We start from the raw sequence: 15,997 nt of genomic DNA, 5'->3' as shown, positions 1-15,997 counted from the left end.
AGCGCATTTTCAAATTACCCAACCGAACCTTCAAGCGAAATCTCAAGTAACTTCTGAGCTTCCACCGCAAATTCCATGGGAAGTTTATTTAATACTTCTTTGCTGAAACCGTTTACGATTAACGCGATAGCTTTTTCTGTTGGAATTCCTCTTTGGTTGCAATAGAAAACTTGATCTTCACCAATTTTACTTGTTGTTGCTTCGTGCTCGATTTTGGCAGAAGTATTTTTGCTTTCGATGTACGGAAACGTATGTGCTCCACAATTATTTCCCATCAAAAGCGAATCACATTGCGAAAAGTTTCTCGCATTATCAGCGTTTGCTCCAATTCGGACCAAACCACGGTAGCTATTCTGAGATTTTCCTGCTGAAATTCCTTTCGAAATAATCGTAGATTTTGTATTTTTTCCGATGTGAATCATTTTCGTTCCAGTATCCGCTTGCTGAAAATTATTGGTAACTGCAATCGAATAAAATTCGCCTACAGCATTATCGCCTTTCAAAATTACCGATGGATATTTCCAAGTAATTGCAGAACCAGTTTCGACTTGCGTCCATGAAATCTTGGCACTTTTCTCGCAAATTCCTCTTTTGGTTACGAAATTATATACGCCACCTTTTCCTTCTTTATTTCCTGGATACCAGTTTTGTACGGTAGAATATTTTATTTCAGCATTGTCCAAAGCAATAAGCTCTACAACTGCTGCGTGCAATTGATTTTCGTCACGACTTGGCGCAGTACAACCTTCAAGATACGAAACATAACTGTCTTCATCGGCAATTAATAGTGTTCTTTCAAATTGACCTGTTCCTGCTTGATTAATTCTAAAATAAGTTGATAATTCCATTGGACAACGAACGCCTTTTGGAATATAACAGAAGCTTCCGTCAGAGAAAACAGCCGAATTTAAAGCAGCATAAAAATTATCTCTTTGTGGAACAACGGTTCCTAAATATTTTTGAACTAAGTCTGGATATTCACGAATTGCCTCTGAAATAGAGCAAAAAATGATTCCTTTTTCGTTTAATGTTTTCTTGAAAGTTGTAGCAACAGAAACTGAATCTACAACAATATCAATAGCGACATTGTTCATCATTTTTTGTTCGTCAACAGAAATTCCCAGCTTTTTGTACATTGCCAAAAGTTCTGGATCAACGTCGTCTAAAGTTTTATTAGGGTCGGCTTTTTTCGGTGCTGAATAATAGGATATTGCCTGAAAGTCTGGTTTTTCATAGGTAACATTTGCCCATTCTGGCTCAATCATTTCTTGCCAAGCACGAAAGGCTTCAATACGCCAATCGGTCATCCATTGCGGTTCTTCTTTTTTCAAAGAAATCGCACGAACAATATCTTCATTTAACCCAATAGGAAATGTCTCAGAATCTAAATCGGTATAAAAACCATATTCGTATTCTTTAGTTTCTAACTCTATTTTTAAGTCGTCTTCGGTATATTTACTCATTTGTTAGTCTTAAATTTTAAAAGTCTAAGGTCATAAAGCCAGCGCAAATCTTTCGACATGATAACTTTCGACGTTTGACTATAGTGAAAACGATTCTCCGCAACCACAAGTTCTACTCGCGTTTGGATTATTAAATACAAATCCTTTTCCGTTCAATCCGCCAGAAAATTCCAAAATTGTTCCTGCTAAATACAAGAAAGATTTCTTTTCTACGGCTATTTTTACATTATTATCTTCAAAAACTTTGTCGTTTTCGCCTAGTTCTTTGTCAAATTTTAATTCATATGACAAACCCGAACAACCACCACTTTTTACGCCAACACGAACGTAATCTTGGGCTGCATCAAAACCGTCTTCTTGCATCATAGCAACGATTTTTTTACTTGCGTCATCAGATACTTTTATCATTTTCTATTTTGATTTTGTCTAAATTAACTGCAAAGATACGTCATATTTCGTTTTTTACATAATTCCTAACATTTTTATAACGAATGATTGCATAGATTTATTCAATAGAAAAATCCCTTTTCAAATTAATGAAAAAGGATTTTGACACTTTAACTTATTGAACTAAATCACTTAATAACTTTTTACCTGTAGTTTGTATACAACATTAATGGTACTGCTGCATTCTTTATAAACCAAAGTCATTTCGTTTCCGGTATCTAAATCTTTATAATCTGCTCCTTTGATAAGCTCATCAATTGATTTTATAGTAGTAGGGTTTTCCTTTACCCTAAACTTCGCCTTATATGGATTTTCCTGTGGTTCACTACAAGTTTTGCAATTGTATCTAGGAGAACCTGTCGGCTCGTAATCGTACATACGACCTCCAAACCAGATGTTTAAATTTTTAACTTCCTCTTCTGTAAGATTGGTCATTACATATTCTTTATTTATGCGCAGCACATCTTTATCTTTTAGAGCATTTTTAACACCATCTTTATCTGCTTTTTCCCATAAAATTTTATCTTCAGAAACTTTGGTTACTGATTTACCGTCTTTTATAGTTTGAAGATACGTAATAGCCTGTTTTCCCCAAATATCTTCAGTGTCGTCAAAAGGTGCTTCGCAAACGCCTTTAAGCTCCATATGCGAAAGTTTAATTTTAACATCATATTTTCGGTTTCCTTCAGGTTTTGGTGCACACACTTGAACTGGATCTGAGCCACTTGTTACGAAATAAGCGGTAGAGTTATCATCAACAAATGACAATATAAAACCTACAGGAACCATAGCATTTGTAGAAGGCGTTTCATTAGCCCAATTAATAAACTCTTGTTTACTAGTGGGTAATTTACTAGTTCCTGTATTTCCAAAAAGCAATGCGGTCATTTGTGCACTTTCGTCGTTTTTAACGGTACTAACATCTAAATCTGAACTAAATTTTGCTCCCGAATAGTTAAATCCACCGTTAGCATCCATGCCAAATTTTAGTAAATTCTTGGTAGTTGTGTATTCAAAAAATCCTAAACGACCATAAATTACCTTGCTTACATATACTAGATCTGGATTGGTGGAATCCATTATTTTATCGGTCATAACGAGTTGTTCTGAATAACTTTCCTCTTTATAAAAAGCAGTATAGGTTTGACTGTCAGAAGAAATATCTAATTTTGTATTTAGTTTAGCTACATTTCCAGTTACATCTGAATAGGAAACACCCAAATTTGCATTAAGCTGATTTCTTGAACTAGCGAAAATTAATTTAAAATTGCGTTCCATTTTTTGAACCATAAATTGTTTTGTTTCTGGCTCAGTAAGCATTCCTCTAGTAATTTTATTTACCTCAGCGTATAGTTCTAGATTGGTCATTCCTTTAGGAAGAATTCCAAAAACTTGGCTTGAGGTTGAGCCTCCTCCAATGGTTAATGCTCCGTCATTGAGTAATGTGTAAGGTATAGCACTGTAATTACCAGATCGAAATTTATTTAAATCAAAAACATTTCCTAGTTTAATATTCATTGTAGAACTAACTGGTGTTAATTTATCTGAAGAAAGTTTATATGAAATTTCTGCTGGCGCACAGTTTTTATCTCCATTTGAAGTAGGCTTTTGTTTCTCTGTTAGTTTATCACTTTCTGAATTTTGATTTGTTTTGTAAACTTTTATAGAATTGGATGATTTATTGACATAGGGAATGAGCACTTTTGGTTTCTTTAAAGTTTTAAATTTGGCAAAATCTGTTGCCGAAATTTTCTTTAATTCTAATTTTTGTGCTTGTGTGTTTGCCATCCATAAGGAAAAAAGGCATAAGAAAAGGGTTTGTAATGTTTTCATATTGTTGCTTTTATTGGTTATTTAAATTTTAATTGACTCTTGTATATACTCTATTCACGCTTCCTTTAAGCATCATTCGATTTTGTTCAGCATAAAAAGGGATGCTAACTTCTTTTTGCGTCTGCGGATTTACAAACAATAAATTGTTTTCTTTGGTATGCCATTGTACACGTTCTATATTGTTGGCGTTGTCACTTTCGAATGTGGCACTGTTTGTTCCTCCTGCACTTTTTCCTGTCCAAGTGATGCATTCGCCATTGGCAAGAAACTGAATGAAATAATCGGTTGCAAACGAGGCATAAAATTCGCCCGAACCACTGCTTAGTACTTCGGTATAACGCCAAGTTCCTACCAAATTTGCATTTCTAGTTTTACTGGGATTTACATCGTAACTTTTTTTATCGGAGTTGTCTTTATCCAATTCTATAGTAACAGATTGATTGTTATATTCTGGAAATGTCATGGACAACCGCAGTTTTTCTGAAACAAACTCCATCTTTATGGCATAGGTTTTATTGGTAGTGTCTTCTACAATTAATCCACTTACAACGCCATTACTTTCGGCAGCTTTAATAGTTGCTCGTTCGTTATTCATCCAAAGTTCACCTTCAATTTTATCAGAATTATTTTGAGAAGTAAGAGTCACAACTATTTCACTTCCATTAAAAATGCCTGAAAATTTTCCTGAAAATTTACTTTCTAGCAATTTTTTAGTTTCTACCACTTTTTTAGTTGATGCAGAAGCTTCTGTTTTTTCTTTGCTTTGGCACGAAATTAAAGTCACTGTGACAAACAAAACCAGTAAAAAAGGATATGATTTATTTTTCATTTTCTAGTTGTTCAATTTTTTCTTTTAATTTTTCAATAATCGCTTGTTGTTCTTGAATAGCTTTAACCATTGGAGCCATAAGATCGTTGTATCGAACGCTATAAGTTCCTTCGTCGTCAATAGAGATAATACCATTATTTTTTGCTTCAAAATGAGTAAGACTTTTCTCTAATTCTTGTGCAATAAAACCATATTCCGTTTTTTTGCTTGCATCATTTTTTCTAGTGTAGGAAACCGGTTTTAAATCTTTAATGAAGTCTAAACCAAGCGAAGAAGTTTGAATGTTTTCTTTCCATATGCTATCAGACGATACCGACCAAGCTACTTGCATAGTGGCTAGAGTGATATTGATATCACCCATTCTTACTTGGTTTGATGCTGTACCAGATGCAACTCGTGCGCTCGTGCCAATACCAATATTATTGCTGCCGCTTGTTACATTATTAAGTGCAGCAAATCCAACCGCTGTATTACTAAATCCTGTCAGTTCTGCGCTTCCTGTTATGATGTTTTGTGCAAGTGCCAAACCTCCAACTGCCGTATTAGATGATCCACCATTGAGTGGATTTGCATCAACACCATAGGAACAATTGAAACCGTTTGGGCCGCCTTGACTAATCAATCTTCCCGCAAATCTTGTACCTATTTTTAGCACGATAGGAGTAGAACCAGATGTTCCAATAAAACTTGAAGTTGTTGCATTAGTATTTCCGTTTAAGCCCCAATTATTTGTAGCTTCTTTTGCTGAAAATGCGTAGGGAACGCTAAGTAGCTGGCTTGTTCCTATTATAGAATAATTAGTTCCACCTGTTGGGTCAATTTCTGTTTTGACAAAAAAAGTGTTGGCTCCCCAATTGATGTTTGTAAATAAACCGGTAATTGGAGTTCCGCTGCCAATTTCAAGAGTTACTAAACCATTTGCATTGGTAGCTGGATTGGGGTTAAATAACTCTTTATAAACTTCTGTTCCGGTTGGTGATCCGCTTAAAATAGTAATTCTAACGCCAACAGGTTGATTGGTGACTAAAACATTAGAAGCATTACGAACAACTGCTTGATAGCTCATTTTGTTTGGTGCTTGTGCTTGAATAGTTAAAACAGAAAGGAAGCAAGAAATAAGAAAAATAGAATTGATTATTGTTTTCATATTTAGTTGTTTTTAATGATTTTAAAAGTTTTTATTGGTCTGTTATTGCCTGAAACCTGTAACAGGTAGATTGCGGATGACAAATTTTCCATAGAAATCTGCGTTTCGGTTTGAGTAATTTTTTGCGATTGAATTATTCTACCATTTATATCAAATAGTTGAAGATTTAGTTCTTCGGAATTGTAATTTTGAATCGATAAGATAACCAATGATGTAGTTGGATTAGGAAAAACAGCCATTGTTAATTGTATTTCAGGAAATTCGTCGGTTCCTAATGTAAAAATTTCAAAGGGTTGCTGCACACCTTGACTGAATGAACCATTCGAACCGGTAGTACTGGAATAAAATACTTGTCCGATAGAATAGCTTGATGATCCGCCAGAACCTGAAGAATTTCCTCCAGATGCAACGGTTGCATTTTGTGCCACAAGTTTTGACAGACAAAAAAACATACATAGTAGAGTAATACCTTTCATAATAAATAAATTTAAAAGTGCTTTTTTCAATTTTAACTGATTGTAAAATTGTAGTAAAACAGAAAGGTGTACAATACGTAATTGAGAGTAGTGTAAAACTTAGAAAATATTGATTTTTAGTGCGTTATGACGGTTTTACACGAGTTATAAACAAAAAAAATACGCCCTTTGGCGTATATGTCATTTATTGATTTTAGAAGTTTAACTTAAAAACCAATCTGAATGGTGATTTCTGTAAAAAGACCACCGTCGTTTTTAGTAGTGAATTTACCGTCCATAAAGTCGACTCTGTTTTGAATGTTTTTTAAGCCATTCCCAAAAATATTGTCCTTCTTTAAACCTGTGCCATTATCATGTATTTGAACAATTAGCGTGTGCTTCTCAGAAAGCTTTAGATTAAAATTAATTTCTGATGCTGAAGAATGTTTTAAGGAATTATTGAGGATTTCTTTGATACAGAAAAACAAATTCTTTCTAATGGTTCCATTTATCTTAATTTGATTTTCAAACACATTATCTTCGGAAAAAACAAATTGAATTGCAGTGCCTTCAAAAAGAGTTATGGCGTAATTTTTTACATATTCTACAAAATGCCGTAAGGAATTATTATCAGCATTTAACGACCAGATAAAAGTGTTCATCCGCTGGGAAACCTCTTTCCCTGTTGAATTGATTTTTGAAGCTAAAAATTTTTGCTTTTCAGACGCTTCGGAATTTTTCAGGAGCAAATCGGCATGAATTAAAATACTGCTTATACCGCTTCCAATGTCGTCGTGAAGGTCTTTACTAATCTCGTTTTTCTGATCCAAAAGTGACTTCTGAAGTTTGTTTTTCCTTCTGATTATCAAAATGGCAAGCAGTAAAATTAGTACAAAAAATAAGGTTGCAAGTAATTGCCACATTCTAATGTTCTTCTGTTTGTCAAGATCATTAATTTTGGACTGTAATAATTTATTCTCGCTATTAATATATTGATTTGTAATGTTTTGAATATAAATATTCCCGTTAGAATTAATTTTCTGATCTAGAAAAAGCAACTTCTCCTGAATCGAAAGCAACATTTTTTTGTTGTCACTTAACTTGTAAATTGGAAGGGCTTGTTGATAGAATTGTTTCTGAAAGGCCATATTTACGTTGTACTTCTCAATTAGCTGCTGACCTTTATTAAAAAAAACGTTTATTTTAACCGCGTCATCAGTTGTCGATTGCATTAAATTGGAGTAGCCCAACAAAGCAGTGTCATAAATTTTTGCTTTGATGGAAGTTGCTACACTTTTCTCAAAATATACTTGTGCAGAATCGGTTTGGCTTTTTTTCATAAACAACTCGCCAAATGTACGTTCTACATTGGCAATACAGCGAAAATTGGCAGATTTTTGTGCAATTCCATATGCTTTTTTATTGTAAATATAACAGGAATCCAATTGAGAAATTTTCAGTTTTAACTGTGCAATATTGTTAAAAATATATTCCTTGTTGATTTGAAAACGTTTATTCTTAGATACATTTTTTTGTGGGAAATAATTCTTGGCAAGTTGCAGTGCTTTCTCCGATTTGTTTATGTTAGGAATTTCAAAATAGTTGATACCTTCCATCAGATACGAATTAGCAATATACAAACTGTCATTCATCTCCTTTGAAATTTCTACTCCTTTTTGAGCCTCGTGGAGTCCAAACTGATACAATCCCATATAATAAAAAAGCTCCGACTGCAGGCTGTTTACTAGATATTGCTGTTTGATACTTAAATTTTTTGGCTTACTATTTTTAGCGCGGTTCAGCCACTTTTGAGATGCAGCGATATCGTCAAGTTCCAGATAATATTCTGAAATAAGGAGTGCTTGATCAATTTTACAAGAAACCTCTTTGCACTTTTCAAATCCCAAGACTAATGCCGAAACTTTTTCTTGAGAAAATGTCAATGTTGCAATGAAACAAATAAAGAAGGATAAAAAAAATTTCATGCTGCGCAAGTATTAGCGTTTCAGATACACGTTTACCGCTTCAACACGGGTATTAACATGGAGTTTTTCGTAAATATTCTGAATGTGTTTGCGCACCGTTCCAATACTAATTTCTAATGTGTACGCGACTTCTTTGTTCATTTGACCGGTGGCAAGAAGATTCAAAATCTCTTTTTCACGGCTTGTCAAAGTTTCCAATTCTTTGTTCTGAAAATTAGAAAAACTGGCAACAACTTTTCTTGCAATACTACTACTCATTGGACTTCCGCCATCAAAAAGATCATTAAGCGCATCAATAATTTTTGTTGGACCTTCTGTTTTTAAAATATACCCGCTTGCTCCAGCTTTTAAACTTTTAAAAATTATGTCATCATCTTCATACGATGTACACATCAAAAACAATAGTGATGGTTTTCGGGTTTTAAGTATAGAAACGCATTCATGACCACTGTATCCGGGCAAATTTACATCCATCAGTAAAGCGTCAATAGCTATTGTTGGAACGGTTTCAATCGCTTCTTCTGCATTTTCAAATGTTGCAACAAGTTCAAAGTGTTCGGTAAACTGAATCATCATTGCCAATGCCTCTCGCAAATCACGGTTGTCCTCAACAATGCCAATTCTTTTTTTCATCTTACCAATTTATTAAGTGACAATATTAAAAATAATAAAACACTTCTAAAATACGCAAATAAGCGTACGAAATAAAATTTAAACCATTAAATTGCAATCCAATTTGAAATTATTAAAAATAAATGAAACTGTATCCTATAGAATCAGGCAATTTTAAACTAGATGGTGGCGCAATGTTTGGCGTGGTACCAAAAACGATTTGGAATAAAACCAATCCCGCTGACGAAAATAATCTTATAGACATTGCCGCAAGATGTTTGTTAATTGAAGAAGGTAACCGACTCATTTTGATTGATACCGGAATGGGCGACAAACAGTCCGAAAAATTCTTTAGTTATTACTCACTTTGGGGAAACCATTCTTTAGACAAATCCTTGGCAAAGTATGGTTTTCATCGCGATGACATCACCGATGTTTTCATGACCCATTTGCATTTTGATCATTGTGGTGGAAGTGTAATTTGGAACAAAGACAAAACCGGTTACGAAGTAGCTTTTAAAAATGCGAAGTTTTGGACAAATGAAAATCATTGGGAATGGGCAACCAAACCCAATCAACGTGAAAAAGCTTCTTTTTTATCTGAAAATATTTTGCCAATGCAGGAAAGCGGCCAACTTAATTTCATAAAAAGACCTGAAGGAGATTTCTTAGAAAAATCAGAACTGGATTTTGGAATTTTCTTTGTTGATGGTCACACCGAAAAAATGATGATCCCGCACATTCAATACCAAGATAAAACCATCGTTTTTTGCGCCGATTTGATTCCGACTGCCGGACATTTGCCATTGCCGTACGTTATGGGTTACGACACACGACCACTTTTAACGATGCCTGAAAAATCGAAATTTTTAGAAAATTGTGCCGAGAATAATTTTTATGTATTGTTAGAACACGACGCACATAACGAAATTATAACCGTAGAAAAAACCGAAAAAGGCATTCGATTGAAAGAAGTTTTCAAGTGTGAAGATATCTTAATCTAATGTTAATCATTTTTAAATTATAACAAAACAGAATACTTTTAAACCCATATTTTACTAAAAAACAATGAAAATGAATTTGATTAAACCGCTTTTTGTTTCGGCAATACTTACAATTGCTCTTTCAGGTTGTAGTCCTAAATTGGCTCCAATAGTTTCTACTAATCCTGCAAATATTGACAAAACTCCTTTAAAAACTAATCCTTTAAAAGAAGAAGATTTAAAACGCTGGAGTCATCTAGATTTAGTTAAAGATACTGTTCCAGGAATGAGTGTTGATAGAACTTACGCCGAAATTTTGAAAGGTAAAAAAGGTAAACAAATAATTGTAGGAGTGGTCGACTCTGGTTTGGATATTGATCATGAAGATTTAAAAGGAAAAATTTGGACCAACAAAAAAGAAATTGCTGGAAATAATAAAGACGATGACGGAAATGGTTATGTAGACGACGTTCACGGATGGAATTTTCTTGGCGAAGCAACTGATGAAAACCTAGAATTAACAAGAATTGTTAAAAAAGGCGATGATGGATCGGAAACTTACAAAAGAGCAAAAGCCGAATTGGATACCAAACTTGCAGAAATCATGCAACAAAAACCTCAAGTTGATATGATTTCTAAGGCGGATAAAGATGTTAAAGCTTATTTGAAAAAAGAAAAATATACAATGGCTGATTTAAAAGCTATCGTAACAACTGATGCTTCACTTAGCAAAAGTAAAATGATCATGACTAGCATTGCAACTCAAGCTGGTGAAGGATTTCAAGATGAAATAAAATCATATATTGATTATGTATATGGTCAAGTAAACTATAACTTGAATGTGAATTTTAGCGGTAGAAAAACTGGTGATAATCCAGATGATATGACCAATAAATTTTACGGAAACGGAAATGTAAAAGGTCCAAATGTAGAAGATGCTGAACATGGTACACATGTCGCTGGAATCATTGCACAAATACGCGGAAATGATAAAGGTGGTGATGGAGTTGTAGCTAAAAACATCATGATTTTACCTGTAAGAGCTGTTCCAAATGGCGACGAATACGACAAAGACATTGCGCTTGCTATTCGCTATGCCGTAGATAACGGAGCAAAAGTTATAAATGGAAGTTTTGGAAAAGATTATTCACCACACACGGATTGGGTTTGGGATGCTATAAAATATGCTGCAAGCAAAGATGTATTAATAGTTCATGCTGCAGGAAACGATTCAAAGAATATTGATGTAGAGCCAAATTTCCCAACAGACGAAAAAGACGGTGTCGAAATAGCCGATAATTTAATTACAATTGGTGCTTTAAATTTTGAGTACGGCAGTAAATTAGTAGCCGATTTTTCTAATTTTGGATCAAAAAATGTTGACGTTTTTGCTCCGGGAGTAAAAATTTATGCTACAGTTCCAAACAGTAAGTACAAATACGAAAACGGAACCTCAATGGCTGCTCCAAATGCGGCTGGTGTTGCAGCATTAATTCGTTCGTACTATCCTAAACTTACAGCTTCTCAAGTTAAAAAAATCTTGATGGATTCTGGAACTCCAATTTCTACACAAGTGGCTTTAGGAGAAAATAAAGAAGCAACTTCATTTACTAATGCATCCAAATCGGGTAAAATTATTAACGCCTACAACGCATTAATTATGGCTGCAGAAATGTCTAAAAAATAAAGCCTAAAACAAACTTCTCAAAATTCACAAATTTTATCAGCGGTATTGATAATTTTTTGTGAATTTTGTGTTTAAATAATTTACTATGAAAAAAATTCTAATTCTTTTACTTCTTGCTTCCGCAAACGCTTTTTCACAAAGCGCAAACTACTGGCAACAACACGTTGATTACAAAATGAATGTGACGATGGATGTAAAAACCTATCAGTACAAAGGAACTCAAGAACTCGTTTACACCAATAATTCTCAGGATACACTATCGCGTGTTTTTTATCATTTGTACAACAATGCTTTTCAACCAGGAAGCGAAATGGACATGCGTTTGCAAAACGTAAAAGATCCAGATGGAAGAATGGTAAACAAAATTAAAATTGACGATAAAACCACCAAAAACGAAAGTAGAATTTCGAAATTACAACCGAACGAAATTGGATATTTACACGTTAGTAATTTTAAACAAGATGGCGTTTCAGCTGTAGCAAAAGAAGTAGAAACGATTCTCGAAGTAACTTTAGCAAAACCAATTTTACCGGGGAAATCAACAACTTTTACTTTAGATTTTGACGGACAAGTTCCGCTACAAATTCGTCGTTCTGGTAGAAATAATAAAGAAGGCGTTGAACTTTCTATGAGTCAATGGTTTCCAAAAATGGCCGAATTCGATTTTGAAGGCTGGCACGCCGATCCTTACATTGCAAGAGAATTTCATGGAGTTTGGGGAAATTTTGATGTAAAAATTACCATCGATAAAAATTATATTTTAGGAGGAACCGGATATTTACAAAACCCAAATGAAATTGGTTATAACTATCAAGAAAAAGGTGTTGAAGTTAAAATTCCAAGAAAAACTAAAACATTAACATGGCACTTTGTAGCTCCAAACGTTCACGATTTTACATGGGCGGCCGATAAAAACTACATTCACGATGTAGTACAAGTTCCAAATGGTGCAACACTGCATTTTTTATATAAAAACAATCCAAAAATTTTAGAAAACTGGAAAAAGGCACAACCAAAAACGGTTGCCATAATGGAATATTACAATAAAGTTGTGGGTAATTATCCATACCAACAATATTCAATAATTCAAGGTGGCGATGGCGGAATGGAATATGCCATGTGTACTTTAATTCTAGGCGAAGGCACATTTGACGGATTAGTAGGTGTAATTGCGCACGAAATGGGTCATTCTTGGTTTCAACATGTTTTAGCAACCAACGAAAGCAAACATTCTTGGATGGACGAAGGATTTACCTCATTTATAGAGGATTTATCTCTAAACGATTTGTCTGACAAAAAAGTTGAAAATCCATTCTTAGGTTCTTATAAAACCTATGCTGCTTTAGCAAATTCTGGAAAAGAACAACCACTTTCTACACATGCCGATCGCTATGATGAAAACAGAAGTTATAGCATTGCATCTTATGTAAAAGGTTGCTTGTTTTTAACCCAATTAGAATATCTTTTAGGAAAAGAAAATTTGATGAAAACAGTAAAACGTTTCTATTCTGAATTCAAATTTAAACATCCAACTCCAAACGATATTAAAAGAACAGCCGAACGTGTTTCTGGAGCAAATTTAGATTGGTATTTGGTAGATTGGACTGAAACTTTAAATACGATTGATTACGGAATTAAAAATGTAGAAAGTGCTACCGATGGCGTTCAAAGAACTGGAGTTTCATTAGAACGAATTGGAAGAATGCCAATGCCAATTGATATTTTAGTAGAATACACTGATGGTACAAAAGAAAGTTTTTACATTCCGCTACGCATGATGAGTTTTGAAAAAGAAAACCCAACTCCTGCAATAAAAAGAACTGTTTTAAAAGATTGGGCTTGGGGAAATCCTAACTATTTCTTTGAAATTGAAAAAGGAAAAACTTCCATCAAAAAAATCACAATTGATCCATTAGGATTAATGGCAGATGTGAAAAAGGAAAACAATAGTTTCGAAATAAAATAAAGGCAAAAGCGTTCTAATAGTAGAGCGCTTTTTTTTAGAATAGAATTTGTAGATTTACACAAGATTAAAATTACTTACTAATGAAAAATTTTTTAATACTTTTTCTTTTCTTTTCCTTTACAACTTCGGCTTTATGTCAAACCATAACACTGAAAACCAGTAGTGTTAGCGTAGTCGAAAAAAATGCCAAAGGAAGTTGGGGAAAATGGTCCGATTTTGTAAAAGCTGAAATATTAATAACAATTGACGGCAAAAAAAACAGGATTGTAGTAAACTCTCCAGAAATTCAAGTTTTTACAATCCAATCTTATGGAGAAAAAATTGAAACTGAAACCGACAAAATTGTCCCATTTGAATGTATTGATAATAATGGTTCGAAATGTAAAATATTGGCAATTACCCGAAAAAAAGAAGGAAATAGAATGCAGTTTTACATCAATTATTCTGAAGTAAAATTTGTTTACAACATCTATAATTAAAATTATGGATTTTACCTATCCAAAAAAAGAAAAACTTAAGAGCCAAAAATCAATAGACTTACTTTTTTCTAAAGGAAAATCGGTAACCAAATATCCGCTGCGATTGGTTTATGTTGCCACAAATGACGAAAACGAAAAATTAAAATTTGGCGTTTCAGTTTCTAAAAAACATTTCAAACACGCCGTTGATAGAAATTATTTCAAGCGCGTTCTGCGTGAATGTTATCGCTTAAACAAGCACATCATTCATGAAAATTTAGATCAATCCTATGCGATAATGTTTTTTTATCAAACCAAAGATCGTTTGACTTATCAAGAAATTCATGAAAAAACAATTCAGTTGTTTCAAAAATGGGTGATTGCTGTTAACGAGATAAATACCTCAACACCATAATTTTTTATTGATAATGCGTTATATTTAAATTAGTTTACTAATTTCGTTAGGTTCAAAAAATTTAAAAAGACAAAATCACAATGCTTCCACAATTTAAAAAAAGATATATAATTCCAGTTTTAGCTTCTGGAATGTTCTTTATTGGTACGAGTTTCAAAGACGATTTTTTCGAAATTGCCAAGCAAATAGAAATATTTACAACGCTTTTTAAAACTGTAAACCAAAACTATGTTGACGAGATAAATCCGTCACAGCTTATGGATACTGCTATCAAAAGTATGCTTGCCGATTTAGATCCATACACCAATTATTTCAACGAGCAAGATGTTGTGAAATTCAAAATCAACAATACTGGCGAGTATACCGGAATTGGAGCAATGATTACTAGAAAAGATGATCGAGTTATTATAAAAGAACCCTATAAAAATTATCCTGCCGATAAAGCCGGACTAAAAGCTGGAGACGCCATAATTCAAATTGGCGATGTACTTTTAGCCGATTTTAAAGACGATGCCTCACAATTGCTAAAAGGTGCGAAAAACACTAAAGTCGATATCAAATACATCCGTCAAGGAAAAACCTTAACTACACAATTAATTCTAGATGAAGTTGATGTTAAAGCCGTTCCGTTTTTTAGCAAAATCGACGATAAAACTGGCTATATCGTGCTTTCCACTTTTAACAGAAAAACCACAACTGAAACCAAAGAAGCCTTAGAAAAACTAAAAGAACAAGGTGCCGAAAAAATAATTTTGGATTTAAGAGGAAACGGTGGTGGATTACTAAACGAAGCGGTAAATGTGTGTAATTTATTTGTACCAAAAGGTGAAGTAATTGTGACCACAAAATCTAAAAACGAAAAATACAATGTAACTTATAAAACCACACGCGAACCGAACGATTTAAACATTCCTTTGGCAATTTTAGTTGATGGAAAAAGTGCTTCAGCTTCAGAAATTGTTGCTGGTGCATTGCAAGATTTAGACCGCGCAGTAATTGTTGGTAGTCGTAGTTTCGGAAAAGGATTAGTTCAAAGACCAATTGATATGACCTATGGAACGCAAGTAAAAGTGACTATTTCAAGGTATTTTACACCTTCTGGAAGATGCATTCAAGCTTTAGATTATTGGCATAAAGATAAAGACGGAAAAGCGGTACGTACCGATGCTTCAAAATACAACGCCTTTAAAACCAAAAAAGGAAGAACAGTTTATGATGGAGGCGGAATTCAACCCGATGTTGAACTAGCAGAAACCAAGCTAAGCACCATTGCTGAAGTGCTTCAAAAAAACGACGGAATTTTTAATTATGTAACTTATTATTATTTTAAAAATCCAACACTCGGCGATAAAATTCCAACACTTACCGATGCAGATTTTGCAGATTTTAAAGCATTTTTAAAACGAGAAAAATACACATTTGACACGGAAACTGAATTGGCTTTAAAAAATACTTTAGAAAAAGCAAAAAAGGAAAAAATTGACGAATCAATTCTATCAGAATACAACCAATTGCTTACCGCTTTACAAAAAAGTGAAGAAGCGCTATTGGATAAAAATCAAAAAGAAATTAAAAAAATAATGTTAGACGAAATCATCAAAAGATACCAATACAAAGAAGGTTTGTATCAATATTACACCAAGAACAACTTTGAAATAAGTAAGGCAAAAGAAGTTTTGGCCAATACCTCAGAGTACAACAAAATCTTGCAATAATA

General features: G+C 33.7%; 14 protein-coding genes. 6 read left to right on the top strand and 8 right to left on the bottom strand.

The features are described from left to right. Positions 1 to 14 precede the first annotated feature (14 nt). From sufB to ACZ098_RS07805, 8 genes are all read right to left on the bottom strand, one after another. Positions 15 to 1,463 carry a Fe-S cluster assembly protein SufB gene (gene sufB, locus ACZ098_RS07840; protein ID WP_487311189.1) on the bottom strand — a complete coding sequence of 483 codons (1,449 nt, stop codon included), beginning with the start codon at positions 1,461 to 1,463 and terminating at the stop codon, positions 15 to 17. A 78-nt stretch (positions 1,464 to 1,541) separates the two neighbouring features. Next, a complete protein-coding gene (locus tag ACZ098_RS07835; RefSeq protein ID WP_487311188.1) occupies positions 1,542 to 1,871 on the bottom strand; it encodes a HesB/IscA family protein in 330 nt (109 codons plus the stop codon). Between the two features lie 171 nt (positions 1,872 to 2,042). Next, positions 2,043 to 3,743 carry a hypothetical protein gene (locus tag ACZ098_RS07830; protein ID WP_487311187.1) on the bottom strand — a complete coding sequence of 567 codons (1,701 nt, stop codon included), beginning with the start codon at positions 3,741 to 3,743 and terminating at the stop codon, positions 2,043 to 2,045. Positions 3,744 to 3,771: 28 nt separating this feature from the next. Next, positions 3,772 to 4,572: a hypothetical protein gene (locus tag ACZ098_RS07825; protein WP_487311186.1), complete on the bottom strand. Its 801-nt coding sequence runs from the start codon at positions 4,570 to 4,572 to the stop codon at positions 3,772 to 3,774. After that, a complete protein-coding gene (locus ACZ098_RS07820) occupies positions 4,562 to 5,719 on the bottom strand; it encodes a tail fiber domain-containing protein (protein ID WP_487311185.1) in 1,158 nt (385 codons plus the stop codon). Before ACZ098_RS07820 ends, ACZ098_RS07825 begins: the two co-directional genes overlap by 11 nt. Positions 5,720 to 5,721: 2 nt before the next feature. Further along, entirely contained in the window at positions 5,722 to 6,195 is a 474-nt protein-coding gene (locus tag ACZ098_RS07815; protein WP_487311184.1) for a T9SS type A sorting domain-containing protein, read from the bottom strand. Between the two features lie 206 nt (positions 6,196 to 6,401). Next, positions 6,402 to 8,159, bottom strand: coding sequence for a sensor histidine kinase (locus ACZ098_RS07810; RefSeq protein WP_487311183.1), 1,758 nt, complete (start codon positions 8,157 to 8,159; stop codon positions 6,402 to 6,404). Between the two features lie 12 nt (positions 8,160 to 8,171). Further along, positions 8,172 to 8,792 (bottom strand): response regulator transcription factor, encoded by a 621-nt coding sequence (locus ACZ098_RS07805; protein ID WP_487311182.1) that lies wholly within the window; start codon positions 8,790 to 8,792, stop codon positions 8,172 to 8,174. Positions 8,793 to 8,914: 122 nt separating this feature from the next. Between ACZ098_RS07805 and ACZ098_RS07800 the strand changes: the two genes are divergently transcribed. The 6 genes from ACZ098_RS07800 to ACZ098_RS07775 all read left to right on the top strand — a co-directional run bounded on the left by ACZ098_RS07800 (position 8,915) and on the right by ACZ098_RS07775 (position 15,995). Further along, positions 8,915 to 9,775 (top strand): MBL fold metallo-hydrolase, encoded by an 861-nt coding sequence (locus ACZ098_RS07800; protein ID WP_487311181.1) that lies wholly within the window; start codon positions 8,915 to 8,917, stop codon positions 9,773 to 9,775. Between the two features lie 70 nt (positions 9,776 to 9,845). After that, complete coding sequence (locus tag ACZ098_RS07795) at positions 9,846 to 11,441, top strand: S8 family peptidase (protein WP_487311180.1); 1,596 nt, start codon at positions 9,846 to 9,848, stop codon at positions 11,439 to 11,441. Between the two features lie 85 nt (positions 11,442 to 11,526). Continuing rightward, on the top strand, positions 11,527 to 13,407 hold the full coding sequence (locus ACZ098_RS07790; RefSeq protein ID WP_487311179.1) for a M1 family metallopeptidase: 1,881 nt from the start codon (positions 11,527 to 11,529) through the stop codon (positions 13,405 to 13,407). Between the two features lie 80 nt (positions 13,408 to 13,487). Next, complete coding sequence (locus ACZ098_RS07785; protein WP_487311178.1) at positions 13,488 to 13,886, top strand: hypothetical protein; 399 nt, start codon at positions 13,488 to 13,490, stop codon at positions 13,884 to 13,886. 4 nt (positions 13,887 to 13,890) lie between these two features. Then, a complete protein-coding gene (gene rnpA / locus ACZ098_RS07780) occupies positions 13,891 to 14,280 on the top strand; it encodes a ribonuclease P protein component (RefSeq protein WP_487311177.1) in 390 nt (129 codons plus the stop codon). A gap of 80 nt (positions 14,281 to 14,360) precedes the next feature. Next, positions 14,361 to 15,995, top strand: coding sequence for a S41 family peptidase (locus tag ACZ098_RS07775; RefSeq protein ID WP_487311176.1), 1,635 nt, complete (start codon positions 14,361 to 14,363; stop codon positions 15,993 to 15,995). Positions 15,996 to 15,997: the final 2 nt, after the last annotated feature.

Source organism: Flavobacterium sp. SP2 (assembly GCF_057626655.1).
The sequence above is the reverse complement of the archived record's forward strand: the minus strand, read 5'-3'. Positions and strand labels throughout refer to the sequence as shown.